The sequence below is a fragment of the Candidatus Competibacteraceae bacterium genome (genome assembly GCA_016699715.1).
Lineage (GTDB): Bacteria > Pseudomonadota > Gammaproteobacteria > Competibacterales > Competibacteraceae > Competibacter.
The window spans coordinates 3,475,387-3,499,922 of sequence record CP065007.1; the positions used below are offsets into that span (position 1 = coordinate 3,475,387).

Annotated in this window: 24 protein-coding genes, 2 pseudogenes and 1 CRISPR repeat array; of the genes and pseudogenes, 15 read left to right on the plus strand and 11 right to left on the minus strand. The window is 58.8% G+C overall.

The window, feature by feature from the left end; translation table 11 throughout:
* The first annotated feature begins 205 nt into the window (after positions 1-205).
* From IPM89_15705 to rpoS, 3 genes are all read left to right on the plus strand, one after another.
* Positions 206-1,051 carry a DUF4277 domain-containing protein gene (locus IPM89_15705; GenBank protein ID QQS54220.1) on the plus strand — a complete coding sequence of 282 codons (846 nt, stop codon included), beginning with the start codon at positions 206-208 and terminating at the stop codon, positions 1,049-1,051.
* Positions 943-1,950 carry a transposase gene (locus IPM89_15710; protein QQS54221.1) on the plus strand — a complete coding sequence of 336 codons (1,008 nt, stop codon included), beginning with the start codon at positions 943-945 and terminating at the stop codon, positions 1,948-1,950. Before IPM89_15705 ends, IPM89_15710 begins: the two co-directional genes overlap by 109 nt.
* Before the next feature lie 533 nt (positions 1,951-2,483).
* Entirely contained in the window at positions 2,484-3,491 is a 1,008-nt protein-coding gene (rpoS, locus tag IPM89_15715; protein QQS55975.1) for an RNA polymerase sigma factor RpoS, read from the plus strand.
* Positions 3,492-3,553: 62 nt separating this feature from the next.
* On the opposite strand, the gene IPM89_15720 is transcribed toward rpoS, so the two are convergent.
* A complete protein-coding gene (locus IPM89_15720) occupies positions 3,554-3,931 on the minus strand; it encodes an Mth938-like domain-containing protein (protein QQS54222.1) in 378 nt (125 codons plus the stop codon).
* A gap of 161 nt (positions 3,932-4,092) precedes the next feature.
* Here IPM89_15720 and IPM89_15725 point away from each other — a divergent pair, with 161 nt between their 5' ends.
* On the plus strand, positions 4,093-4,794 hold the full coding sequence (locus IPM89_15725) for an MBL fold metallo-hydrolase (protein ID QQS54223.1): 702 nt from the start codon (positions 4,093-4,095) through the stop codon (positions 4,792-4,794).
* Between the two features lie 6 nt (positions 4,795-4,800).
* On the opposite strand, the gene IPM89_15730 is transcribed toward IPM89_15725, so the two are convergent.
* Positions 4,801-5,148, minus strand: coding sequence for a Rieske 2Fe-2S domain-containing protein (locus IPM89_15730; GenBank protein QQS54224.1), 348 nt, complete (start codon positions 5,146-5,148; stop codon positions 4,801-4,803).
* 108 nt (positions 5,149-5,256) lie between these two features.
* Between IPM89_15730 and corA the strand changes: the two genes are divergently transcribed.
* The 8 genes and pseudogenes from corA to IPM89_15770 all read left to right on the plus strand — a co-directional run bounded on the left by corA (position 5,257) and on the right by IPM89_15770 (position 11,589).
* Positions 5,257-6,231, plus strand: a complete 975-nt coding sequence (corA, locus tag IPM89_15735; GenBank protein QQS54225.1) for a magnesium/cobalt transporter CorA — start codon at positions 5,257-5,259, stop codon at positions 6,229-6,231.
* Complete coding sequence (gene tsaA / locus IPM89_15740) at positions 6,232-6,939, plus strand: tRNA (N6-threonylcarbamoyladenosine(37)-N6)-methyltransferase TrmO (protein ID QQS54226.1); 708 nt, start codon at positions 6,232-6,234, stop codon at positions 6,937-6,939.
* A gap of 135 nt (positions 6,940-7,074) precedes the next feature.
* Positions 7,075-7,476, plus strand: coding sequence for a 6-carboxytetrahydropterin synthase (locus IPM89_15745; GenBank protein QQS54227.1), 402 nt, complete (start codon positions 7,075-7,077; stop codon positions 7,474-7,476).
* On the plus strand, positions 7,473-8,528 hold the full coding sequence (locus IPM89_15750; GenBank protein QQS54228.1) for a glycosyltransferase family 4 protein: 1,056 nt from the start codon (positions 7,473-7,475) through the stop codon (positions 8,526-8,528). The genes IPM89_15745 and IPM89_15750 overlap by 4 nt, the downstream gene beginning before the upstream one ends.
* Positions 8,525-9,394, plus strand: a complete 870-nt coding sequence (locus tag IPM89_15755) for a hypothetical protein (protein QQS54229.1) — start codon at positions 8,525-8,527, stop codon at positions 9,392-9,394. The genes IPM89_15750 and IPM89_15755 overlap by 4 nt, the downstream gene beginning before the upstream one ends.
* A 54-nt stretch (positions 9,395-9,448) precedes the next feature.
* The gene (locus IPM89_15760; GenBank protein QQS54230.1) at positions 9,449-10,459 is read left to right on the plus strand and encodes a ketoacyl-ACP synthase III; all 1,011 of its coding nucleotides are present in this window, start codon (positions 9,449-9,451) and stop codon (positions 10,457-10,459) included.
* 43 nt (positions 10,460-10,502) lie between these two features.
* Positions 10,503-10,907 (plus strand): annotated as a pseudogene (gene arfB, locus IPM89_15765) (aminoacyl-tRNA hydrolase).
* 26 nt (positions 10,908-10,933) lie between these two features.
* A CRISPR array of direct repeats spans positions 10,934-11,084; the repeat unit is 26 nt; unit sequence TCTGAGCTGCCTATCCGGCAGTGAAT.
* A 253-nt stretch (positions 11,085-11,337) separates the two neighbouring features.
* Positions 11,338-11,589, plus strand: coding sequence for a hypothetical protein (locus IPM89_15770; GenBank protein QQS55992.1), 252 nt, complete (start codon positions 11,338-11,340; stop codon positions 11,587-11,589).
* Here IPM89_15770 and IPM89_15775 read toward each other — a convergent pair.
* The 7 genes and pseudogenes from IPM89_15775 to IPM89_15805 form a co-directional block, all read right to left on the minus strand.
* Complete coding sequence (locus IPM89_15775; GenBank protein ID QQS54231.1) at positions 11,517-11,690, minus strand: hypothetical protein; 174 nt, start codon at positions 11,688-11,690, stop codon at positions 11,517-11,519. The two genes, IPM89_15770 and IPM89_15775, sit on opposite strands and share 73 nt — an antisense overlap.
* Complete coding sequence (locus IPM89_15780) at positions 11,677-12,195, minus strand: transposase (GenBank protein QQS55976.1); 519 nt, start codon at positions 12,193-12,195, stop codon at positions 11,677-11,679. Before IPM89_15780 ends, IPM89_15775 begins: the two co-directional genes overlap by 14 nt.
* An 84-nt stretch (positions 12,196-12,279) precedes the next feature.
* Positions 12,280-13,386, minus strand: a complete 1,107-nt coding sequence (locus IPM89_15785) for an IS4 family transposase (protein ID QQS54232.1) — start codon at positions 13,384-13,386, stop codon at positions 12,280-12,282.
* A 271-nt stretch (positions 13,387-13,657) separates the two neighbouring features.
* Positions 13,658-14,137: a transposase gene (locus IPM89_15790; protein ID QQS54233.1), complete on the minus strand. Its 480-nt coding sequence runs from the start codon at positions 14,135-14,137 to the stop codon at positions 13,658-13,660.
* On the minus strand, positions 14,089-14,553 hold the full coding sequence (locus IPM89_15795) for a transposase (protein QQS54234.1): 465 nt from the start codon (positions 14,551-14,553) through the stop codon (positions 14,089-14,091). Before IPM89_15795 ends, IPM89_15790 begins: the two co-directional genes overlap by 49 nt.
* A 59-nt stretch (positions 14,554-14,612) precedes the next feature.
* Positions 14,613-15,899 (minus strand): IS66 family transposase, encoded by a 1,287-nt coding sequence (locus tag IPM89_15800; GenBank protein ID QQS55977.1) that lies wholly within the window; start codon positions 15,897-15,899, stop codon positions 14,613-14,615.
* A 374-nt stretch (positions 15,900-16,273) separates the two neighbouring features.
* Positions 16,274-17,821, minus strand: a pseudogene (locus IPM89_15805) (IS66 family transposase).
* 216 nt (positions 17,822-18,037) lie between these two features.
* Here IPM89_15805 and IPM89_15810 point away from each other — a divergent pair.
* Positions 18,038-19,144 (plus strand): IS4 family transposase, encoded by a 1,107-nt coding sequence (locus tag IPM89_15810; protein QQS54235.1) that lies wholly within the window; start codon positions 18,038-18,040, stop codon positions 19,142-19,144.
* A gap of 97 nt (positions 19,145-19,241) precedes the next feature.
* Here IPM89_15810 and IPM89_15815 read toward each other — a convergent pair whose 3' ends face one another.
* Both IPM89_15815 and IPM89_15820 read right to left on the minus strand, forming a co-directional pair.
* The gene (locus IPM89_15815) at positions 19,242-20,498 is read right to left on the minus strand and encodes a transposase (GenBank protein ID QQS54236.1); all 1,257 of its coding nucleotides are present in this window, start codon (positions 20,496-20,498) and stop codon (positions 19,242-19,244) included.
* Positions 20,444-20,992: a DUF4277 domain-containing protein gene (locus tag IPM89_15820; protein ID QQS54237.1), complete on the minus strand. Its 549-nt coding sequence runs from the start codon at positions 20,990-20,992 to the stop codon at positions 20,444-20,446. The genes IPM89_15815 and IPM89_15820 overlap by 55 nt, the downstream gene beginning before the upstream one ends.
* 356 nt (positions 20,993-21,348) lie before the next feature.
* Here IPM89_15820 and IPM89_15825 point away from each other — a divergent pair, with 356 nt between their 5' ends.
* Positions 21,349-22,590 (plus strand): ISL3 family transposase, encoded by a 1,242-nt coding sequence (locus IPM89_15825; GenBank protein QQS54238.1) that lies wholly within the window; start codon positions 21,349-21,351, stop codon positions 22,588-22,590.
* A 966-nt stretch (positions 22,591-23,556) separates the two neighbouring features.
* Positions 23,557-24,507, plus strand: coding sequence for a transposase (locus IPM89_15830; GenBank protein ID QQS54239.1), 951 nt, complete (start codon positions 23,557-23,559; stop codon positions 24,505-24,507).
* Positions 24,508-24,536 lie beyond the last annotated feature (29 nt).

A 24,536-nucleotide genomic window follows, 5' to 3' on the forward strand; every position in this document is an offset into this window, starting at 1 on the left:
GTCAGGTAATATGGACATCTGGTAGGCGTTCCGCAGCCCCTCACCGATGACGGGGAGCGCGGTGCAGACCGGAACTAACCCATTAAATCGCTTGGGCTCCTCACCTAACGGTCATGTCGTTGGGGAACGTCGCCCCGGACGATGAAAGTCGGTACTTTCATGGCAACCCGCCGCCAGCGGGCCATAACGATCACCGGTCCCCCGAATGCTGGACGAGATCATCCGCCTGATTAAAGTCGAACGCGTCGACGACCTCCCGGTCGTGTTGGCCCAAGTCTACCAGATGCAACTTCCAGCCCTGCTCGATCGATTCTATCCGACCCATGGCCACTGGAAGGGCGACTTGAGTTTGGGCGACGTGGTGGCGGTGTGGCTGACCTTCATCGTCTCGGAGGGCGATCACTGCCTGTCTCATGTCCAGCCTTGGGTGGAGGCGCACCTCGATACCTTGACGGTGTGTTTGGGCAAGCCGGTACGCCCGCTGGATCTGAGCGATGATCGGTTGGCCAACATCTTGGATCGGTTAGCTGACGCCGCGACCTGGGCCGAGTTGGAAACCGCGCTGAACGGGACGGTGCTGCGGGTTTATGAGGTGGGCGGCGACCGGGTACGGCTCGACAGCACCTCGGCCAAAACCTATGCCGGGGTCAGTGAGGGGGGGCTGTTTCAGTTCGGGCATAGTCAAGATCATCGGCCGGACTTGCCGCAAGTCAAGATCAGCCTGTCGGTGCTCGACGCTCTGGGCTTGCCGTTGACGACCACCGTGGTGAGTGGGAACGGCGCGGATGACCCCTTGTACGTGCCCGAGCTTCAGCGGGTCCAGGCCACCTTGGGGGCTGGCGGCAAGACCTACATCGGCGACGGCAAAATGGGTACCTGGCGACCCGGGCCTGGATCGCCCGGAGTGGCGACTATTATTTGTGCCCCCTGGGGGGTAAGCAAATGCCGGAGGACACCCTGGACGCCCTGCTGGCGCCGGTGTTCGGCGGCGCCCAGCCCCTGGAGCCGGTCTACGAGCCGGACCCGGACCCCACCACCCCACCCCGGCTGATCGCCGAGGGTTATACGGTGGTGGTTGACTTGGCGGCTACGGTGGAGGGCCGGCCGGTGACGTGGCGGGAACGGCGGCTGGTGGTGCGGTCGGTGGCCCAGGCGACCCGGCAGGCCCAGGCGCTTGACGCCCGCCTGCAGCGGGCGGTAGCAGACATTCACCGCCTCAACGAGCGCAAACAAGGCAAGAAAATTCTGGAAGCTCCCGCGCTGAGCGCCACCGCCGAGCAGATTCTGGCCGAGCAGCGGGTGGTGGGCCTGATCCATCTCGACCTCGAGACCACCACGCAAGTGATTCCCCAGCGCCGCTATGGCGCGCGTCCGGCCACCTGCCGGGTGCAGCACCAGAGCACGATTCGGGCGCGGATCGACCCGCTGGCCGTCGCGGCGGCCCGGCAGCGGCTGGGCTGGCGGGTCTACGCCACCAACCACGCGACCCTGACGGTCGAGACCGCCGTCCACGCCTATCGGGGGCAGTATCTGATCGAACGGAGTTTTGGCCGTCTCAAAGGCCGGGCGCTGGCGATCACGCCCTTGTTCCTGCAAACCGATGCGCGGGTGGAGGGCTTGATCCGCCTGTTGAGCTTGGCCTTGCGCGTGTTGGTTCTGGTCGAATTCGTGGCGCGCCGGTGCCTGGCCACCACCCCGGAGCCGATCGCCGGCCTCTATCCGGGGCAGCCCGACCGGGCTACGGCGTCGCCCACCGCCGAATCGCTGTTGCGCGCCTTTCGGGGCATCAGCTTGAGCGTCGTGGCGATCGCCGGCCAGGTCCGCGCGCTGCTGTCGCCGCTCAGCGCTCTGCAGCACCGCATACTCACACTGCTCGGCTGGTCGGCAGAAATCTACGAGCGACTGATGGCGCATTTTCTAAAACCAGCCCTCGTTTTGAGCGAACCGTGAGTTAGTGTGATATCCAAATTTAGAACACTACCGAACGGCGCACCTCGTCGGCCCGTCGGCGCGGGTCGCCAGCGCTCGCGCAAAAACGCTTCGTCGAACCAGATCGTCAAACTACCCCGCCGCACCAAAGCTCGGTCGTACTCGGGCCAGTTTGTCACCCGATACTGAATTTTTTGAGGGGCAACTTGTACCGATGGAATCGCTTCGGCGGTCATGACGGCTTCTCCGTTCGGGGGTCCTTAACCACTTTGACCATTCCAAAGCCTATGTTGTGCACCAACGCCGTAGACTCACCCGCCATGAAAAGCTTATCATCACCGGGCGTTTGGAGTTTTGGGCAAGGATGAAGCAATTCCGACTTTCCGAACGCGGGCGGGAGCACGCGGCGACGTCAAGGCGCGCCAGCGAGCCGCCGCCAACTCAAAAAAATTGGCCGACAAAATTATAACTAAGGCGCAAACGGCCCCTGCCCTAGCGCCATCAAGACAACCCACCAAGCGAAACATGTCGAGGAGGTATCGATGTCCCGACGGATGAATGCCTGTCTGGAACCAGTGGTGTGCGACGACGAACCGCACATAGAGGACCCGCTGCTGGACGAAGACAAACTGGAGGACGCCGAGGAGGAAGACATCGTCGCGGAGGACGGAGAGATGGACGCCGTGGAATCGCCTTGGCAGGCTCCCGCGGCAAGCGCTCGCGAGTTTAGCATGGAGGAATTGGATGCCACCCGGATGTACCTGAGCGAAATCGGCTTTTCCCCGCTGTTGACCGCCCAGGAAGAAGTGTACTTCGCCCGCCGGGTGTTGCAGGGCGACGCCGCCGCCCGCAACCGCATGGTCGAAAGCAACCTGCGTTTGGTGGTGAAAATCGCCCGCCGCTACATGAACCGCGGCCTCAGCCTGCTCGACCTGATCGAGGAAGGCAACCTGGGGCTGATTCACGCCGTCGAGAAATTCGATCCCGAGCGCGGTTTCCGCTTTTCGACCTACGCGACCTGGTGGATCCGCCAGACCATCGAGCGGGCGCTGATGAATCAGACCCGCACCATCCGGTTGCCGATCCACATCATCAAGGAAATCAACGGCTATTTACGGGTGACCCGGCAGCTGGCGCAATCGCTGGACCACGAGCCCTCCGCCGAGGAAATCGCCCAGGCCATGGGCAAGTCGGTCGCCGACGTAAAACGGATGTTGCAACTCAACGAACGGGTAGCCTCGGTGGATACCCCGATCGGCAAGGACGAAGACCGTTCGCTGCTGGACGCCATCCCCGACGACAACAACCCCGATCCTTCGCAATTGCTGCAGGATGCCGACCTCAACGAAAAGCTGGGTCTCTGGCTGGACCAGTTGAACGACAAGCAACGGATCGTGGTCAAGCGGCGTTTCGGTCTGGGCGGTCAGGAAAAAGCCACCCTGGAGCAGGTCGGCAACGAAATCGGCGTGACCCGTGAGCGGGTGCGGCAAATTCAGATCGATGCGCTGCGCCGGTTGCGCAAGGTTTTGGAAAGCGAAGGATTTTCGCAGGATTTTCTGTAGCAGGCACACCTGAGGCCGGCGGCGGGCAGATCGGAATCCCCTGCCGCCGGAACCCCGCCACGCTAGTCGACCATCAGCAGCAGCGCGGCCGCGACCCGGCGGCCTTCCAGCATGATGATGTTGTAAGTCCGGCAGGCGGCGGCCGTATCCATGACTTCCACGCCCACGCCGCGCGCCAGCAGCGATTGTGTCAAGCGTGGGTGCGGAAACCGCTGGCGGTCGCCGGTTCCCAGCACCACGATCTCGGGTTCCAATCGGGCGATCGCCTCGAAATGCGCTCCCTCCAGATCAGCGAAGGTTTGCGGCGGCCAATCGGTGATCAATTGTTCCGGGGTCACAATCATGCTGCGGCGGATTTCCTGTTCGTTGATCTTGATCCAGCCCGGCCCATAACCCCGGACAAAGTGTTGGCTGGTATCGATGTCCTGACTGAAGCGCATATACAATCCCTCCGGCTAAAAGTGCCCGACGCATCCGAAGGCATCGGGTCCATGTTCGGTATTTTCAGAGTGACAACCGCTGTCAATGTTCCAAGGCTCAGCCGCCGCATTCGGATGGGGCGATCGCGGGCGGCGACTGTCCGCAACCGGGAGAACGCGCGATGACCGACCACACCACTCCTTACAGCATCCATGCCCTGGAACTCGGGCACATGGGCAACTTCATCTACGTGATTCACGATCACGCCAGCGACCGCGCGGCGGTGGTGGACCCGGCCTGGGATGTGCCGGCCATCCTCGGCCTGGCCGCGCGGCACGAGCTGCGAATCACCGATATTCTGCTGACCCACAGCCATTTCGACCACATCAACGGGGTGGAAGCGCTGCTGAAAGCCAGCGATGCCCAGTTACATCTGCTCAGAGCCGAAGCGGCGTTCTGGGATCGCTACCTCGATCTGCCGACCCTGCATGAGGGCGGCGACCGCATTCGCCTGGGCGAAACCGAGATCGAAGTGCTGCACACGCCGGGTCACACGCCCGGTTCGGCCTGCTATCGCCTGGGCGATCAGGTGCTGACTGGAGACACGCTGTTCGTATTCGGTTGCGGGCGCTGCGACCTGCGCGGCGGCGATCCCGAGCAGATGTACAGCACCCTGCGCCGGTTGGGCGAGCGGCTGCCGGATCACACCCTGATCCGGCCCGGCCACAACTACGGCATCACGCCGACCTCGACCATGGTCGAGCAACTCGCCGGCAACCCCTTCCTGCATTTCGACGACCGTGCCGACTTTGTCGATTACCGCATGCACCTGCACGACCGCGAGGAGCCCTATCGGCCGGAAACACGGCCGCATTCGCACTGACGGCCATCAAATTTCCACGAACACCTGCCCGGCCTCGACCGTGACCGGATACGTTCTCAGTGCTTTTTTGGCGCGCAAAAAATTGAGTAATTGTACCCCCGGCGGGTGGTTGGCCCAGCACACCACTTCGCCGGTGCGGATGTCGAAACGCGTTCGGTGGTGCGGGCATTCGATCTGGCCACCCTTAATCATCTTGCCTTTGTGCAGGGATGCAAACAAGTGAGTACAGTCGTTCTGCGTCGAGTAAAAACCGTCGTCCAGATGAAAAACCGCCACGCTTCGACCCTCCGCTTTGTACATCTTGACCCCCCCGACGGGAATATCCCCTTCGTCGCAAACCCGATGCCGCGCCATCTCGATCCTCCGCGATCACTCAATAATACGATGGGCAGGAGGTTCACAACCCTCCGCACACCCCTAAAAATACCACTTATTGTAAGGTAATAGGAGGGAGATAAACAGATGATCGTCAACTGTGTCGCCTATGCCGACGGTTGTAAGCTGCCCGACCTGCTACTGGAGGATATTCCGACACTGCGGGATCGATCGGACGCCTTCGTCTGGCTGGGGCTGCGTGAGCCGGACGAGGCGCTGATGACGCGGACGCGGGAGTTGTTCGGCCTGCACGAACTGGCCACCGAGGATGCGCACCATGCCCATCAGCGGCCAAAGGTGGAGCTGTACGGCGACTGCCTGTTCGTGGTGCTGCGGACCGTTCAGATGAATGAGGAAGGCAAGGTCGATTTCGGCGAAACCCATCTGTTCGTCGGGCCGCGCTATCTGGTGTCGGTGCGGCATGGCGCCTCACTGCCCTACGCCCCGGTACGCGCCCGCTGCGAGAGCAATCCACGCCTGCTGCGCAAGGGACCGGGTTTCGTCCTGTACGCCATCCTCGATTTCGTGGTGGACCACTATTTCCCGATTCTCAACACCGTGGAAGATGCGGTGGAGGAATTGGAAGAGCGGTTTTTCGCGGGCAATTTCAATCAAAACGACCTCGGTCGGCTGTACGCGCTCAAGCGCGATCTGGTGGAGTTGCGCCGCGCCACCACGCCGCTGGTCGAGGTTTGCAACTACCTGTTGACCGACGTGTTCAGCAACCATGTTCCCGAGGATATCCGGCCCTACTTCCGCGATGTTTACGATCACGCCCTGCGCATCAACGAAACGGTGGACAGCATTCGGGAAATGCTGGCGCTCGCCCTGCAAATCAGCCTGTCGCTGGGCGCGGCCCGCCAAAACGAAGCGACCAAGCGGCTGGCCGGCTGGGGCGCGCTGCTGGCGATTCCAACCGTGGTGTTCAGCATCTACGGGATGAATTTCAAGGGCTGGTTCCCCGAACTCGAATGGAAGTACGGCTATCCCGCCGTGATGGGTTTCGTAACGCTAATGTGCCTATTGCTGTACCGTTATTTAAGGAAAGCCGGGTGGCTGTAAATGTTCCAGTTCGCGCCGGTCGGCGTCATCCGCTCCTGCTTCCGCGAGAAGTTCGGCATCCCGCGCCAGCCGGGGCTGGCGCCGGCGGCGCGGGCGACCCTGGAATTGTTGCCGCCCTACGGACAAGCGGCGGCGGTGCGTGGACTGGAGGCGTTTTCCCATGTCTGGCTGGTATTTGTGTTTCACGGCACGCCGGCCGGCCGCTGGCAGCCGACGGTACGGCCACCGCGCCTGGGCGGCAACCGGCGCCTGGGGGTGTTCGCCACCCGCTCCACCTTTCGCCCCAACCCCATCGGGCTGTCGGCGGTCCGGCTGGAACGGGTGGCCATCGCCCATCGGCGGGTGACGCTGCACCTTGCGGGGGTGGATCTGCTGGATGGAACGCCGGTGCTGGATATTAAGCCCTATCTACCCTATGCCGACTGCCTTCCCGAGGCGAGCGGCGGTTTCGCGACCGAGGCGCCGCCACACCTGCCGGTTGAATTCAGCCCGGCGGCGGCGGCGTTCTGCGCGACTTGGCCGGCGGACGAGCTGCGTGGCCTGATCGTCCAGATCCTGCGCCAGGACCCGCGCCCGGCCTATCAGAGCGCCGATGCCGCGCCCCGGTGTTACGGTATGCGGCTGTACGATTGCGACGTGCGCTGGGAAATGCGTGAGGGCGTGGCCCATGTGACCGAAATCCAGTCCGATGTGGAACCGCGCAAATAGTCGAGGTCATGAAACACAGCCTGCACAAGCAGCCAGTACCCTATTTGCCGGTAGACCCGCGCCCGCCGGAATCGAAACCACGAAGGGCATCAACCGACAGTTTTTTCTCTCCACCATCCAACCCAAGGCTAAACCATGTACACCGTCTGCGTTCGTGACCACTTCATGATCGCCCACAGCTTCCGGGGGGAAACCTTCGGCCCCGCCCAACGCCCGCACGGCGCGACCTACGTTGTCGATCTGGAACTGCGCCGTCCCGAACTGGACCCGGACGGCGTGGTCACGGACATCGGCAAGCTCGGCGACTGCCTGCGCGCCGTGCTCGGCGACTTCAACTTTCGCGACCTCGACCGGCTGCCGGAATTCGCCGGCCGCAACACCACCACCGAATTCCTGGCTCGCGAAATCTTCGACCGCGTCGCGATGCGGATCGAGGAAGGGCAACTGGGACCGAACACCGCCGGCCTGAGTTCGATGCGCGTCACCTTGCACGAATCCCATGTCGCCTGGGCGTCCTACGAAGGGATGCTGCCTTGAAATCAGTTTGGTTCCTGATTCCCGGCGATCCCGATACCCGCACCGGCGGTTATCTGTACGACCGGCGCATCATGACCGGACTGACGGCGCTGGGCTGGCGGGTCGAACTCCGGCGGCTCGATGCCCATTTTCCGCGGCCGACCCCAGTGGCGCTGCGCGAGGCCGGCGCGGTGCTGGCCGCGCTGCCGGATCAGGCGCTGACGGTCATCGACGGTCTGGCGCTGGGCGCCATGCCAGCGGTCGCCGCCGCACAGCGGGACCGGCTGCGGCTGGTGGCACTGATCCATCACCCGCTGGCGCTGGAAACCGGGCTGGACGCGGGACTCAGCCAGCAGCTTCACGCCAGCGAATGCGAGGCGCTGCGCCATGTCCGCCAGGTGATCGTCACCAGCCCCAGCACGGCGCGGGCGCTGCTGGCCGATTACGAGGTGGCGCCGGAGCGCTGCGCCGTGGTTCCGCCCGGCACCGACCCCGCGCCGCTGGCGGAAGGTTCGGGCGGCGGGGAGCTGGGGCTGCTGTGCGTGGCCTCGCTGACCCCGCGCAAGGGTCACGCCGTGCTGTTCCACGCCCTGGCGCGGCTCACGCACTACGCCTGGCGGCTGTTCTGCGCCGGCAGCGAACTGTTGCATCCACCCACCGCCGCCCTGCTGCACAAATTGGTGGCGGAACTGGGTCTGGCCGAGCGCATCGAGTTTTTGGGTGAACTGGATGCGGCGGTCCTGGCGATTCGCTACCGGCGAGCCGATGTGTTCGTGCTGCCGTCCCATCACGAGGGCTATGGCATGGCGCTGGCCGAGGCGCTGGCGCGGGGATTGCCGATCGTCAGCACCACGGCGGGCGCGATTCCCGACACGGTGCCGGCCGATGCGGGGCTGCTGGTGCCGCCCGGTAACGAGGTGGCGCTGGCCGAGGCATTGGCGCGGGTGATGGCCGAACCCACCCTGCGCGAAGGTCTGGCCGCTGGCGCCCGCGTGGCCCGTCAAGCACTGCCGGACTGGCCGGAAACCGGCGCGCGCTTCGCCGCGATGCTGGACGAGGTTCCGGCACCATGAGCGGCTTTTCCGCCGAATGGCTGCGCCTGCGCGAACCCGCCGACGCGGCGGCCCGCAGTCCGGCGCTGACCGCCCGGCTGATCGCCTGGCGGCGGCGTCATGACGCTCTGTCCGTGCTGGATCTCGGCGGCGGCACCGGGGCCAACTTCCGCTTTCTCTCTCCTGCTCTCGGCGGAAAGCAGCGTTGGTGGCTGCTGGATCACGACCCGGCGTTGCTGGCGCGGGCCGGTGAGCTTCTCTGTCAGTGGGCGGTAAAACGGGGTATGACGGCGACCGGCGAAGGCGAAACCTTGCTCCTGGAGGACGACGCCAACCACTACCGGCTGGAGCGGTTATGCCTGGACTTGAACGAGGATTGGGAGCAACTGGCGGTGGTTCCGAACATGCGACTGGTTACGGCTTCCGCCTTGATCGATCTGGTATCGGCCGACTGGCTGGCACGCCTGGCCCGACGCTGCCGGACATGGCGGGCGGCGGTGCTGATCGTGCTCAGCTACGACGGGTCTATCGTTTGGGAACCCGCGATGGAAGACGACGAACGGGTACGCGAATGGGTCAACCGCCACCAATGCACCGACAAGGGCTTCGGTTCGGCGCTCGGCCCCGATGCCGCTTCCGCGCTGGTGGACTGGCTCGAACGACTGGATTATCGGGTGGTCCTGCGGCCCAGCCCCTGGACGCTGGCCGCGCAAGACGCCGTCCTGCAAACGGCGCTGCTGGATGGCTGGACGAAAGCCGTGCGGCAAATCGCGCCCGAAACCAAAAGCTGGCTGGACGCCTGGTCACGGCATCGACGCGAGCTGATCGAGCGCGGCCACTCTCATTTGTCGGTCGGCCACTGGGATCTGTTCGCCAGTCTGGAATAGGGTGGTCGTGAATAGCGCCGGCGAAACCGCCGGCATTGCGTTATGGAGGTTGCGATGCGCCATGCCCAAATCCTGAGTTCCGGCGGCTACGTCCCGGAACGGTTGATGACCAACGCTGACTTCGATCGCTTACTGGGCGAGTCGGTCGGCGACTGGCTGGTGGAGAATGTCGGCATCCGCCAGCGCCATTTCATGACCGAGGATCAGACGACTTCGGATCTGGCGGTCGCGGCCGCGAAAATAGCGCTGGAGCGCGCCGGTCTGGAGCCGGCCGATCTCGACCGGATCATCGTCGCCACCGACACCCCGGATTATCTCAGCCCGGCCACGGCGGCGGTGGTGCAGGCCAAGCTGGGGGCGCGGCGCGCCGGGGTGTTCGACGTGAACAGCGCCTGCGCCGGCTGGGTCATCGCCCTGGACATCGCGGCAAAGACGCTTGTCACCGAACCTGACGAACGCTTCGTGCTGGTGATCGGGGCGTATGGCATGAGCCGGTTTCTGGACTGGGGCGACAAGAAGACCGTGACCCTGTTCGCCGATGGCGCGGGGGCGGTGGTGGTCGGCGCCGGTTCGCAACCGGGTTGGCTGGCCACCGCGCTGGCCGCCGCCGGCGAGTACCACGATGCGCTCGGTATCTACACCGGCGGTACCTTTCGCCCGGCCAGCCTTGCCAATCTGGAGCGATACGGGCCGCCGACGGTGCAGTTCGTGCGCAAGTTCCCGGCCACTTTCAACACAGAGCAATGGCCGCCGCTGATCGAGCGAGTGCTGGCCAAGGCCAGCGCCGCGACCGGTACCCGCTTGGGGCCGGATGACGTGGACCGCTACTATTTTACCCAGGTCAATCTGCGCACCCTCGAAGCCACCATGGCGGCGCTCGGCCAGCCGCTGGAAAAAACGCACTGGATCATGGATAAATGGGGTTACACCGGCTCGGCCTGCATTCCGATGGCTCTGGACGATGCCATCGCCCAGGGCAAGGGTCCCACACCCGGATCGCTGGTGCTGTTCTGCGCCAGCGGCGGCGGTATCGCGCTGGCGGCCTCGCTGTGGCGATGGCGGTGAGCCGCTCCAATAAGCCACGCTCCACCGCTTGAGAATGTGTTCCATGATTATCGCGACACCCGATATCCACATTTCCGAAGACGAACTCCAGTTTCAGTTCAAGCTGGCGTCCGGCCCCGGCGGCCAGAACGTCAATAAGGTGGCGACGGCGGCGGAACTGCGCTTCGATGTTGCCCGTTCGCCCTCGCTGCCGGACGCGGTGCGGACGCGATTGCGGGCCCTGGCCGGGAGCCGCGTGAACCAGAACGGCGAACTGCTGATTACCGCCCGGCGCTTTCGCAGTCAGGAGCGCAACCGGCAGGATGCCATCGAGCGCCTGGTCGCATTGATCCAGCAAGCGGCGACGGCGCCGAGGCCGCGCGTCAAAACCAAGCCTTCGCGGGCTGCCAAACAGCGGCGCATGGATGAAAAACGGCACGTCGGGAAGAAGAAGCAGGGTCGTCGATCCGGGGGATCGTCACGGATCGAGGAGTGAATATCTGAGCTGCCTATCCGGCAGTGAATCGAATGCGTCGCGTCACTGTGCGACCGGCCACTTTCTGAGCTGCCTATCCGGCAGTGAATATGTGTCGACCCGTCGGGACAGGGCGGCCAGCATTTCTGAGCTGCCTATCCGGCAGTGAATGTTGTAGCTCCAGTTGTTCGGGTAGTGCCCCTTAACTTCCGTGATGAATCTCGGGCCAACTGGGGAACAACTTTTCCAGGAGGGGTTGTTCTTGCCAGTAAAGAGGCGATACCCGGTACGACAAGAGTTCACGGACCGTCCACAGGTGATCGGTGATGCCGGCCGCCATCGCCGGGGTGCTGGGACGCCATCGTCGAAGCGAGCCGGTGCCGAGCGTGGGTTCGGGAGCCGGCAAGGGGGTCCGCAACCGGGCGTGGGGCAAGATCAGATGGTAGTACGCCAACGACAACCACAACTGTTTTTCCAGCCAGGTGATGTCCTTGGAAAAGCCATTGGTCCGCCGGGTGAGGCGGCGATTTTGTTGCCGCTGGGTCAGGTTGTCCCGTTCGACGAAGCTGGTGTTGATCGTGTTATACCGATTACTAATAAATTTTACTGCTTTAGTGCGGATAAGATAAAATCAAAACTGGTCAAAGAAACCACTTCGCTTGGGAGAAGCGATTGAATGAGTTCATCCACTTTTTTACGTAGTTCATCTAGGGTTTTTAAATTGATCCAACACAATTGATCTTTCATTGATTGCCAAACACGCTCAATGGGGTTCACATCGGGACTGTAAGGCGGTTGGAATAATAATACCGTTTACCGATAGGTTTTGTATTTTCAGGTCAAAAACAGCGCCATTCGTCATACCTGCTTTCGCGGGTATGACGGAATAGCAAGAGCCATGAAAGCGAAAACCTACCGGGAAACGGTATAAGACGACATTATCGGGGATTACGAGTTTTTTGGCAGAATGAAAGCGACCGTTATCCAATTGAATTACGTTGAGGCTGTGCGGATAAGTTTTAGAAAATTCATTCAAAAACCACTGAAAGCAATCAGCATCTAAATGGGAAAATTCTAAAAAGAAGTTTTCGCCACTCAGTGGCTCAATGGCACCATAGAGCCAAAATGATTGAAAGGTCCATTGAACTGGACCAACTGGCTTAATCCCCAGTGCGGTGATGACCCGCCGGGTGATCGTTTTTAATCCAAAGCGACTTTCATCTTGGCACCAATACCGTAAAGGCCGGACCGCTTCATTTTCAACTTGCTGAAGAATATCAATTAATTCAAGTTGTCGTGGAAGTTTTTTGGCTCTTTTGGAGTGACCGGGGCATTGTACAGGACAAAATCATCTAACCAAATGAATTTACGTTAAAATTCTGCCGGGTGGCGTATTGGTTAGAGGTAGAAAACAGCGATTTTGAGGGCTCGATCCCAACCGTTTAAAGAGCGACTCCAGTGCCTGATGAAAAGCGTATTGCCGGGCGGATTCTTGGTGATGAAATAAACAACTTCTCAAATAATCTAATCCATAGCGAAAAAGACTTTGGGTGGGACGGCCATGTTTTTTGATCTTGATCGGTTTAATTTCATGGCGCCATTCACCAATGATATGCGCCCAACTAAATGCAATAGCGAGAAAAGCCATCCATTTTTCAAGTCGCTGGGGGTCAGTTATATGGGTGGATTCCAGATCGAATCCCCGAGTTTTTAAGCAAATGAAAAGCGTTTCGATCGGCCAGCGTTCCTTATAATTTTCCAACGCGGTTTCCGGTTGTTCTTGCGTTGCGAGAATAACGAATTCACCGTTGGCCATTTTCAGACCAATCACATAAAGAGAGTGCCCCCACACGGTTCGTTGGCCCGATAAAACCAGAGCGCTGCCACGGGGTAGGCCTCGAAAAAGATTTTCGGCGGAGACGGGGACCCCTCGGGAGTTAGAGATTTGCGTATTCTTTTTGATGCGTATTACGAATTTAATTTGATTTTCAATAAGATAACCAAACCATTGAATCCCAATAAACTCGCGATCCGCAAACAAGCAGGCGATCATTTGCGGGCCGAAAATCGTAAGGAATCGATTCATTAATGCTATTCTTTCTTGGGTATTTGAGTTGCCTTTTTTATCTAAAGCAACCCATAGTATAGGAAAAGCAGATCCGCGATAGACGACTCCTAAAACAAGGTAATTGATATTGACATCACCATATTTCCAATTGGTTCTATCGAGTGTCAATTTGAACTGAAGCACAGGAATGAGACTGGCAATGAACCGGGCGACTTGATTCAGATCTAGAGAAAATTGACAAAAAAGTCGTTGAAGGCGTTTGTAATGAGAGGCCGGTTGCGCACGCCCAGGAAAGGTGACAGCAATCTTTGCGAGATTGACCGTTCCCATCTGGATGATTCCGATAATTAAATAGACGATGCAAGAGATACGCGCTCGGTTCCAGTGAAAATGATGATGAAGCATTTCTGCAAAGTGCCGGGTATTAAAAAAGGGGAATTCACGGAATTAACCTCGCCTGTTTTAGAATTAATGTTATCAATCAATTAGTTATGATAACAGCAACCTCGCGATCCTACTACCCTCAAAATAGCTGTTATTTTTTATCTTAATTTTCAGCAAGTTATTTTTGTCCTGTACAATGTTACCGGGGTGTAAATTCTGTTTAAAAACAGAATATTGTCGATTATAAATCACTTGTTACTTCTCAATAAATTCGGAGTAAATTTCGGTAACCCTATGATTTTTTGTGGGCATACAAAGAATATCCACAAAGGTCCAGATAAAGATATTGGAAAAGATGCCCAATATTTTTCAAACCATAGCACCGTCGCTTAATGACTTTGATCTTGTTATTAAGCCCTTCAACAAACCCACTCGTCAGTCGATTTAAAAAATAATTGACCACTTCATCTTTATAGGTCCCCAACGTCTTTAAGAAAGTATCAAAGCAACGCACCGAACTCTTTTTAACTCGGTTCATCCATCCCGTGATCCTCTGCTTCCCGCGCCGGCGATTTAGGTTACTATCAAACAGAGTCGTTAACTCATTTTTTAACTGATAAGCTTGTTGTAAAATCGGTGAATACTTGAATAACTTGTCTAACGTTTCTTGGTCTTTTGATGTTAAATCGTCCGGCCTTTTACGCAAAAGCCACATCACGCCTTCTAGCTCTTTATGCTGTTCTTTTGATAAGACCTTCCGCAGACGTGCCAACTCTTTTTGCGTAACGTATCCAGACCCTTTCCGTATAACTTGGCGACATGAAATCGATCGACTATGACCTGAACCTTTTTCCCAAAAACTTCCTTCGCTGCATTGATAAAACCAACATGCATATCCGAACAAATGAAACCCACTTGTTTGCGTAACCTCTTGGGAATGCTCATGAAAAATTCTTTGACGGTTTCTTTCTTCCGATCGGTCAATATCCTCAGAATCACCGTTTTTTCACCCATACGACTCGTCACAATCGTCACAAAATCTTGGTGTCCTTTTTTTAAAGAGATTTCATCAATACCAATAATTTCAAGATTTTTAATCGCCTGCCAATCAACGTTCTTAGCAATAGAGCGATCAATAATTCCTCGTACCGTTTCATAGCCAATCCCCTCTTTAATGCTGGCATCCAAAACCGTACTATTTACACAGGCTAACAACACTTGTTTTTCGGGTAGCCGTTCTCCCCCCTCTACCGGGGCAAGGGGGCGAGAGGCAGTCCGGCGCGGCGGTCGGCGATGGCGCGTTCGAGAGTGCGCCAAGGGGAGTGGCCGCGCTGGCGGCAGGTATCGATGACGCTGGCGAGCAGAGCGAAGACCCGCGAACCCACCGGGGTGCGGGTACCGTGACTGATCTTGCGCGCGATCACCCAATGGCGTAGTGCCCGCTCTGCTACATTGTTGGTCAGTGGCAGTTCGGGATGACTCAGCACCTGGAAGATGGCTTCCCAGTCGTTGAGCAACTCCACCGCCAAGGCGTGGGTTTTGGCGTGGGCGTGACCCTGGCGCCGTTCGCAGGCCGCGCGCAACGCGGCCAGTACCATCATGTGTTGGGTCGGCGGCGCGACCGGCGGCGGACCTTCGCGGGCCGCGTAGACCGCCGCCATCAGCGCCTCCAAGGTCTCCAGCACGAACCGGCCAAAGACACGGGCCTCGCGGTCGCCACTCTCGGCCAAGCCCCGCGCCTTGCGAATCAGGTGTGCCCAACAGCGTAACCGGCGCGGGTGGTTGCGGTAGGCCATCCAGCCATCGCTCATCAGCCAGCCGCTAAAGCCGTCCAGCACGTTCTCGACCCGCTCCTTGCCGCGCCCGGCCACGTAGTACAGGGTCGCGGTCGCCGCGACAAACACCCACAGCCACAGCGGCCGGCCGTGTTCGGGCCAGGAGGTTTCGTCGGCGTGCAGCAGATGGCTGTCCAGAACCGCCTGGACGAGTTCGTCTTCCGCCGGCGCCACGGCCGCGCCGGCTTCGTGGAGCGTCCGATGGATCGTGCCGGTACTGAGCTTCAGGCCCAGCCACTCGTCCAGGAATTCGCGAATCCGCGCCCGCGACAGCCGGAACCGGAAAGCCAGTGCCACGATCAGCGCCGCCAACCCCGGCCCCACCAGCCGCCATTCACTCAACTCGATCCCCGCCAGCAGCGGGTCCACCCCCCCTTGACCGGCCACCGCCCGGGTCCGATGACCACAGGCGCAGGGCACCTCGTAATAGCGATGGTCCACCACCCACACGGTCAGCCCCGGTCGCGCCGGATCGCCCCAGTGCAGGTCGACCGCCTGAAACCCGGTGTAGGCCACCGCGCCCACCGGGTCCAGCGGCCGGCCACAGCCGGCGCAGGTGTCGGGGTAATGGGCCTGTTCGGCATTCGCCTGGAACACCTGAGTCCGGCCGATCCCCGGCGCCCCCGGCTGCTTACCCGGTTTACGGGCGGGTTTCGCGTCCGCCGGTTTCGCCTCGGCCGACGGCGGTTCCGCCGGCACCGGCTTCGCGTCTGCCGGTGCCGACTCGGGTCCCTCGTCCGCCGCATCGGCGGCATCCGATTCCGGCCCGTCACCCGGTCGGTCCCACGGCGCCCGACTGCTCGGCGGCCGCGAACTGTTGTCCGGTCCCTGATTCAACCGGTCCAGCGCCTCCTTCAAATCGTCCAGCAGCTTGCCCGACAGCGCACGCACCTCGGCCTCCCCAGCGAATCCAGGTAGGCGTGGTCTAATTGGCGCAGGCTATGTGGGCTGAGGTGCATGGTGGTTGATCGTGGGGCTGGACTCTAGTTTTCCATACCTACTCCCCGAGGGGAAGTTAGCCATTACCGGGAGGGGTGTGAAGAGTTACCGAAAAAGTAGCCGTTCTCCCCCCTCTACCGGGGCAAGGGGGCGAGAGGCAGTCCGGCGCGGCGGTCGGCGATGGCGCGTTCGAGAGTGCGCCAAGGGGAGTGGCCGCGCTGGCGGCAGGTATCGATGACGCTGGCGAGCAGAGCGAAGACCCGCGAACCCACCGGGGTGCGGGTACCGTGACTGATCTTGCGCGCGATCACCCAATGGCGTAGTGCCCGCTCTGCTACATTGTTGGTCAGTGGCAGTTCGGGATGACTCAGCACCTGGAAGATGGCTTCCCAGTCGTTGAGCAACTCCACCGCCAAGGCGTGGGTTTTGGCGTGGGCGTGACCCTGGCGCCGTTCGCAGGCCGCGCGCAACGCGGCCAGTACCATCATGTGTTGGGTCGGCGGCGCGACCGGCGGCGGACCTTCGCGGGCGGCGTACACCGCCGCCATCAGCACCTCCAAGGTCTCCAGCACGAGCCGGCCGAAGACCCGGGCCTCGCGATCGCAACTTTGGGCCAGGCCCCGCGCCTTGCGGATCAGGTGCGCCCAGCAGCGCAGCCGGTGCGGGTAGTGACGATAGGCCCCCCAACCGTCGCTCATCAGCCAGCCGCCGAAGCCGTCCAGCACGTTTTCCAGCAGTTCCTTGCCGCGCCCGGCGACATAATAGAGGGTCACCGTCAGCGACCGGAACACCCAGAGCCACAAAGTCTGGTCGTGTTCGGGCCACGGCGTTTCGTCGGCGTGCAACAACGTGCTGGCGAGCACCGCCTCAACGAGCTCGTCTTCCACCGGGGCCACCGCCGCGCCGGCTTCGTGGAGCGTCTGGTGAATCGTGCCGACGCTCAGATCCAGGCCCAACCACTCGCCCAGGAATTCCCGAATCCGCGCCCGCGAGAGCCGAAACCGGTAGGCCAGCGCCACGATCAGCACCGCCAAACCCGGCCCCACCAGCCGCCATTCGCTGAGTTCAATCCCCGCCAGCAGTGGGTCCACCACGCCCTGGCCGGCCACGGCCCGGGTCCGATGGCCACAGGCGCAGGGGGCTTCGTCATAGCGATGGTCCACGACCCACAGCGTCAACCCCGGCCGCGCCGGATCGCCCCAGTGCAGGTCGACCGCCTGAAACCCGGTGTAGGCCACCGCACCCACTGGGTCCAGCGGCCGGCCACAACCGGCGCAGGTGTCGGGGTAATGGGCCTGTTCGGCATTCGCCTGGAACACCTGAGTCCGGCCGATCCCCGGCGCCCCCGGCTGCTTACCCGGTTTACGGGCGGGTTTCGCGTCCGCCGGTTTCGCCTCGGCCGACGGCGGTTCCGCCGGCACCGGCTTCGCCTCGGCCGGCGCCGACTCGGGTTCCTCGTCCGCCGCATCGGCGGCATCCGATTCCGGCCCGCCACCCGGTCGGTCCCACGGCGCCCGACTGCTCGGCGGCCGCGAACTGTTGTCCGGTCCTTGATTCAACCGGTCCAGCGCCTCCTTCAAATCGTCCAGCAGCTTGCCCGACAGCGCACGCACCTCGGCCTCCCCCAGCGAATCCAGGTAGGCGTGGTCTCATTGGCGCAGGCTATGTGGGCTGAGGTGCATGGTGGTTGATCGTGGGGCTGGACTCTAGTTTTCCATACCTACTCCCCGAGGGGAAGTTAGCCATTACCGGGAGGGGTGTGAAGAGTTACCTATTTTGAGGGTAGTAGGATCGCGAGGTTGCTGTTATCATAACTAATTGATTGATAACATTAATTCTAAAACAGGCGAGGTTAATTCCGTGAATTCCCCTTTTTTAATACCCGGCACTTTGCAGAAATGCTTCATCATCATTTTCACTGGAACCGAGCGCGTATCTCTTGCATTGTCTATTTAATTATCGGAATCATCCAGATGGGAACGGTCAATCTCGCAAAGATTGCTGTCACCTTTCCTGGGCGTGCGCAACCGGCCTCTCATTACAAACGCCTTCAACGACTTTTTTGTCAATTTTCTCTAGACCTGAATCAAGTCGCCCGGTTCATTGCCAGTCTCATTCCTGTGCTTCAGTTCAAATTGACACTCGATAGAACCAATTGGAAATATGGTGATGTCAATATCAATTACCTTGTTTTAGGAGTCGTCTATCGCGGATCTGCTTTTCCTATACTATGGGTTGCTTTAGATAAAAAAGGCAACTCAAATACCCAAGAAAGAATAGCATTAATGAATCGATTCCTTACGATTTTCGGCCCGCAAATGATCGCCTGCTTGTTTGCGGATCGCGAGTTTATTGGGATTCAATGGTTTGGTTATCTTATTGAAAATCAAATTAAATTCGTAATACGCATCAAAAAGAATACGCAAATCTCTAACTCCCGAGGGGTCCCCGTCTCCGCCGAAAATCTTTTTCGAGGCCTACCCCGTGGCAGCGCTCTGGTTTTATCGGGCCAACGAACCGTGTGGGGGCACTCTCTTTATGTGATTGGTCTGAAAATGGCCAACGGTGAATTCGTTATTCTCGCAACGCAAGAACAACCGGAAACCGCGTTGGAAAATTATAAGGAACGCTGGCCGATCGAAACGCTTTTCATTTGCTTAAAAACTCGGGGATTCGATCTGGAATCCACCCATATAACTGACCCCCAGCGACTTGAAAAATGGATGGCTTTTCTCGCTATTGCATTTAGTTGGGCGCATATCATTGGTGAATGGCGCCATGAAATTAAACCGATCAAGATCAAAAAACATGGCCGTCCCACCCAAAGTCTTTTTCGCTATGGATTAGATTATTTGAGAAGTTGTTTATTTCATCACCAAGAATCCGCCCGGCAATACGCTTTTCATCAGGCACTGGAGTCGCTCTTTAAACGGTTGGGATCGAGCCCTCAAAATCGCTGTTTTCTACCTCTAACCAATACGCCACCCGGCAGAATTTTAACGTAAATTCATTTGGTTAGATGATTTTGTCCTGTACAATGCTTCTTTATGAATAATTCGGGTTAAGGGGCACTACCCAAAGTTAGATTATCTTTTGTAGGCCTCACGGTTCGCTCAAAACGAGGGCTGGTTTTAGAAAATGCGCCATCAGTCGCTCGTAGATTTCTGCCGACCAGCCGAGCAGTGTGAGTATGCGGTGCTGCAGAGCGCTGAGCGGCGACAGCAGCGCGCGGACCTGGCCGGCGATCGCCACGACGCTCAAGCTGATGCCCCGAAAGGCGCGCAACAGCGATTCGGCGGTGGGCGACGCCGTAGCCCGGTCGGGCTGCCCCGGATAGAGGCCGGCGATCGGTTCCGGGGTGGTGGCCAGGCACCGGCGCGCCACGAATTCGACCAGAACCAACACGCGCAAGGCCAAGCTCAACAGGCGGATCAAGCCCTCCACCCGCGCGTCGGTTTGCAGGAACAAGGGCGTGATCGCCAGCGCCCGGCCCTTGAGACGGCCAAAACTCCGTTCGATCAGATACTGCCCCCGATAGGCGTGGACGGCGGTCTCGACCGTCAGGGTCGCGTGGTTGGTGGCGTAGACCCGCCAGCCCAGCCGCTGCCGGGCCGCCGCGACGGCCAGCGGGTCGATCCGCGCCCGAATCGTGCTCTGGTGCTGCACCCGGCAGGTGGCCGGACGCGCGCCATAGCGGCGCTGGGGAATCACTTGCGTGGTGGTCTCGAGGTCGAGATGGATCAGGCCCACCACCCGCTGCTCGGCCAGAATCTGCTCGGCGGTGGCGCTCAGCGCGGGAGCTTCCAGAATTTTCTTGCCTTGTTTGCGCTCGTTGAGGCGGTGAATGTCTGCTACCGCCCGCTGCAGGCGGGCGTCAAGCGCCTGGGCCTGCCGGGTCGCCTGGGCCACCGACCGCACCACCAGCCGCCGTTCCCGCCACGTCACCGGCCGGCCCTCCACCGTAGCCGCCAAGTCAACCACCACCGTATAACCCTCGGCGATCAGCCGGGGTGGGGTGGTGGGGTCCGGGTCCGGGTCCGGCTCGTAGACCGGCTCCAGGGGCTGGGCGCCGCCGAACACCGGCGCCAGCAGGGCGTCCAGGGTGTCCTCCGGCATTTGCTTACCCCCCAGGGGGCACAAATAATAGTCGCCACTCCGGGCGATCCAGGCCCGGGTCGCCAGGGCCCCCATTTTGCCGTCGCCGATGTAGGTCTTGCCGCCAGCCCCCAAGGTGGCCTGGACCCGCTGAAGCTCGGGCACGTACAAGGGGTCATCCGCGCCGTTCCCACTCACCACGGTGGTCGTCAACGGCAAGCCCAGAGCGTCGAGCACCGACAGGCTGATCTTGACTTGCGGCAAGTCCGGCCGATGATCTTGACTATGCCCGAACTGAAACAGCCCCCCTCACTGACCCCGGCATAGGTTTTGGCCGAGGTGCTGTCGAGCCGTACCCGGTCGCCGCCCACCTCATAAACCCGCAGCACCGTCCCGTTCAGCGCGGTTTCCAACTCGGCCCAGGTCGCGGCGTCAGCTAACCGATCCAAGATGTTGGCCAACCGATCATCGCTCAGATCCAGCGGGCGTACCGGCTTGCCCAAACACACCGTCAAGGTATCGAGGTGCGCCTCCACCCAAGGCTGGACATGAGACAGGCAGTGATCGCCCTCCGAGACGATGAAGGTCAGCCACACCGCCACCACGTCGCCCAAACTCAAGTCGCCCTTCCAGTGGCCATGGGTCGGATAGAATCGATCGAGCAGGGCTGGAAGTTGCATCTGGTAGACTTGGGCCAACACGACCGGGAGGTCGTCGACGCGTTCGACTTTAATCAGGCGGATGATCTCGTCCAGCATTCGGGGGACCGGTGATCGTTATGGCCCGCTGGCGGCGGGTTGCCATGAAAGTACCGACTTTCATCGTCCGGGGCGACGTTCCCCAACGACATGACCGTTAGGTGAGGAGCCCAAGCGATTTAATGGGTTAGTTCCGGTCTGCACCGCGCTCCCCGTCATCGGTGAGGGGCTGCGGAACGCCTACCAGATGTCCATATTACCTGACACTTTCAATTCTCAAAAGTCGATCTTCGCTTAAGCGAACCGTGAGTAGGCTCTATGAGATCTCCCGTGGAGGCCACAAGATGTAGTGGTATGGCACCGGGAGCCGAGTTATGGAAAGCTGACCGGGTCTCCCTGCTGATGGACTGCTGACGATGCCGATCACTCTTGCCGTACCCCTGGACTTGCCCGATGTGCGTGTATTGGCCAACCGGATGCTGGAGGACGGTACGGTGTTGATCGAGGTGGAAAGCACCTTGCGGACGACCCAGTGTCGTTGCTGTGGCCGGGAAATCGACCGGTTTCATGGCTTCGACCGACCGATTCGGTTGCGACACCTGCCGGTGTTCGAGCGCGTGGTGTTTGTTGAGATCCGACCGAAGCGCTACCGCTGTCCCTACTGTGAAGACGGGCCGACGACCACCCAACGCTGCGTTTGGTACGACCCCAATCGCCCTCATACCACGGCATTCGAGCAGGACGTCTTGAAGCGGTTGATCCACGGCACGGTGGCCGATGTGAGTCGGCTGCTCGCTCTGGGGGTCAAGGCAGTGGAAGGCCTCATGGACCATCGCCTGGCGCCGGCGGTGGGCTGGACCGCGTTCGCCGCGTTGGAGACCTTGGGTATTGACGAGGTGGCGCTGCTCAAGGGCCATGGCCACTACGTGGCGGTGGTCTGGGCGCGGGACGCCGAGGGGCATAACCCTGTGCTGGCGGTGCTGCCCGACCGGTTGCGGGCGACCGTGCAGGCCTTTCTGGAGACCTTCCCGGACGCTCTGAAAGCCACGGTGCGGCGGGTCTGCATGGATAGGTGGGAAGGCACCGCCGGCGCGGTGGCGGCGGCGCTGCCCGACGCCCAAATCGTGGTGGACCGGTTTCATGTCGCCGTCCACGACCGGGAGGCGGTGGACGCGTTGCGTCAGGCCGAATGTCGCCGGCTCAACGCCGGACGGTCCCCCGAGCGGGCGGTGCCCACCGCCGAGTTGCGGCCCTGGCTCCGCCGGGAATGGCGGTCGCTGAATCTTGGCCAGCAGGGAAAAGTAGTCGAGTGGTTCGAGCAAACCCCGGCCCTGGCCAGCGCCTACGTGCTGCGCACCCTGCTGACGGCGATCTTCGAGCACAGCCCGGATCGAGCCACCGCCCAGAGCCGACTTCAACGCTGGGTCAAGCAAGTCGCCGCTTCGGGTTTGAGCTGTTTTGATCGGTTCCTCAATACCTTGCACCACTGGCAAGATGGGATTCTTAACTATTTTGAGGGCGGACATAACAGTGGTTTCGTCGAAGGCCTCAATAACAAACTGAAGCTGCTCAAGCGCCGGTGCTTTGGCTTGGATGACCCGACCGAACTGTTCCGCCGGTTGTGGCTGGATATCGAGGGTCCACGCCTTTGGGCATGAACCTCTACCACTACATCTTGTGGCCTCCACGGGAGATCTCATAGAGCCCTTTTGTATTATAAATCAAATAGATAAATCTGACAAAGTAGAACTAATATGTTATCCATAACACTGGCTAGAAGACTCAGCGGGTAGGCACGATCATGAACGCAAAGTGGTTGTCCGACGCACGAAAAATCCCTGATGAAGTCATGAATTATATACGGCGTATTGCGGTTCGGGCGGTGGAAGAAAAGCATCAGAGTCCGGAATTGATTGCCGAGATTATCGGCATCAGTCGCAGTAGCATTTACGACTAGTTACGCTGGTATCGTGAGGGTGGAGCAGCGGCGCTGGACACGCGGTCGGCGCCGGGCGCGTCACCGGCAGCGATTCCCGGTCTTTTTTGCTCATCTAACTGATTTATAAATATATTTTTTATTAAAACTGATAAATTTTCGAGAAAAAACCATTATTAATCAAAGACTAGGAAAGAGACCGGGAATCGCTGCCGGAAGTGCGTGAGTTTGTACTAGGTAATCGCAAAAAAATCCGGATGTTTTTTTGCCAACCTACGCGCCAGAACTCAATCCAGATGAACAGGTCTAGAACGAAATCAAGCATCGACAACTCGGTAAGCAACCGATCAAAAATAAACCAGACTTAAAGAAACGGCTCCACTCCGCACTGAAATCCTTACGGCAAAAAACCGAAAAGATTCGGTCATTTTTTCAGCTTCCTGATACCCAATATGCAGCAATACCAGAGTCAATCTTGTAAGATGATAATGTCTGGATATTAATTAGCGAGACTATATCAAAGGTATAGTAAAAAATAGAGAAGTCCCCAAATAATTATCTTGAATATTTTCAACTTGTTACGATTTAGTTATAAAAAATTATTTTATTTAATCAATAAGTTAGAGTTGATTTTTTTAAATTAGCCCCCATTTTGTTCAATGAGGATAGAATTATTAGGAGAACCGCCATGCGAAAATTTAAATTGATGACAGTCCGCAATGAAAGACAATTTAGAGCCTGTACTGGACTCTCTCAGAAAGAATTTGACCTTATTCTACCTGAGTTTGCAAAGTGTTTGCAGTTGGCCCAACAACAGCGTTACCAAAAACACCGCTTGCAACGTCAAAGAAAGCCGGGTGGCGGTCGGAAAGGTGCATTATCCTCACCCGATTTAAAACTCTTTTTTATCCTGTTTTATCTCAAAAACTATCCGACATTTGATGTGCTGGGTTGCTTGTTTGACCTGAGTCCAGCCAAAGCCCAAGAAAATTTTGTTAAATTTATGCCTATTTTAAAGCAGGCTGAAAAACGCTTGCATATCTTACCGCATCGCCATTTTAAGCCCGCCAATACTGATAAGCAACCTATTGATCATCATCAGAAGATTATTATTGATGCGACAGAAAGGCCTTGTTGCCGCCCCCACCATGCGCGTAAACAAAAACATTATTTTAGTGGCAAGAAACGCCACCATACTCTGAAAAACACGGTGATCGGGGACAGCAATAAAGGCATTCCAGTTGTTGGCCCAACAGTGGCCGGTAGCCGGCATGACTACGCGTTATTGAAAGAGGAATTAGATCCTCAGCAGCCGGGTCTCTCCACCGTGGAAGCTTGGGTTGATTTGGGTTATCAAGGGATCAAAGATCACTATCCCTCGTTCCATAAAATTTATATTCCTCATAAAAAGCCTCGCCGGTCGAAAGCCAATCAATGCTCTGCATTAACTCCTCAGCAAAAGAGAGAAAATCGAGCGATCAGTCGCGTTCGTGTCGGAGTGGAACATTTGATTGGCGACCTAAAAATTTTTCAGATTCTTACGAATAGATTCCGAAACCATTTCCATAATATGGCCGATCAGGTTATTTTATTGGTTGCCGGCTTGTGTAACCTTAAAAATAACTATGCTGTTCAATAGGTTATGAAATTTATTTGGGAATAGGTCTA

Excerpts from the sequence above, each read along its gene's own strand:
- IPM89_15745 (QQS54227.1), top strand. The coding sequence starts at position 7,075 with ATGTACACCGTCTGCGTTCGTGACCACTTCATGATCGCCCACAGCTTC.
- IPM89_15820 (QQS54237.1), bottom strand. The coding sequence starts at position 20,992 with ATGCTGGACGAGATCATCCGCCTGATTAAAGTCGAACGCGTCGACGAC.
- tsaA (QQS54226.1), top strand. The coding sequence starts at position 6,232 with ATGTTCCAGTTCGCGCCGGTCGGCGTCATCCGCTCCTGCTTCCGCGAG.
- IPM89_15710 (QQS54221.1), top strand. The coding sequence starts at position 943 with ATGCCGGAGGACACCCTGGACGCCCTGCTGGCGCCGGTGTTCGGCGGC.
- IPM89_15705 (QQS54220.1), top strand. The coding sequence starts at position 206 with ATGCTGGACGAGATCATCCGCCTGATTAAAGTCGAACGCGTCGACGAC.
- IPM89_15725 (QQS54223.1), top strand. The coding sequence starts at position 4,093 with ATGACCGACCACACCACTCCTTACAGCATCCATGCCCTGGAACTCGGG.
- IPM89_15830 (QQS54239.1), top strand. The coding sequence starts at position 23,557 with ATGCGAAAATTTAAATTGATGACAGTCCGCAATGAAAGACAATTTAGA.
- IPM89_15785 (QQS54232.1), bottom strand. The coding sequence starts at position 13,386 with ATGCTTCATCATCATTTTCACTGGAACCGAGCGCGTATCTCTTGCATC.
- IPM89_15760 (QQS54230.1), top strand. The coding sequence starts at position 9,449 with ATGCGCCATGCCCAAATCCTGAGTTCCGGCGGCTACGTCCCGGAACGG.
- IPM89_15755 (QQS54229.1), top strand. The coding sequence starts at position 8,525 with ATGAGCGGCTTTTCCGCCGAATGGCTGCGCCTGCGCGAACCCGCCGAC.
- corA (QQS54225.1), top strand. The coding sequence starts at position 5,257 with ATGATCGTCAACTGTGTCGCCTATGCCGACGGTTGTAAGCTGCCCGAC.
- rpoS (QQS55975.1), top strand. The coding sequence starts at position 2,484 with ATGAATGCCTGTCTGGAACCAGTGGTGTGCGACGACGAACCGCACATA.
- IPM89_15730 (QQS54224.1), bottom strand. The coding sequence starts at position 5,148 with ATGGCGCGGCATCGGGTTTGCGACGAAGGGGATATTCCCGTCGGGGGG.
- IPM89_15810 (QQS54235.1), top strand. The coding sequence starts at position 18,038 with ATGCTTCATCATCATTTTCACTGGAACCGAGCGCGTATCTCTTGCATT.
- IPM89_15720 (QQS54222.1), bottom strand. The coding sequence starts at position 3,931 with ATGCGCTTCAGTCAGGACATCGATACCAGCCAACACTTTGTCCGGGGT.
- IPM89_15825 (QQS54238.1), top strand. The coding sequence starts at position 21,349 with ATGCCGATCACTCTTGCCGTACCCCTGGACTTGCCCGATGTGCGTGTA.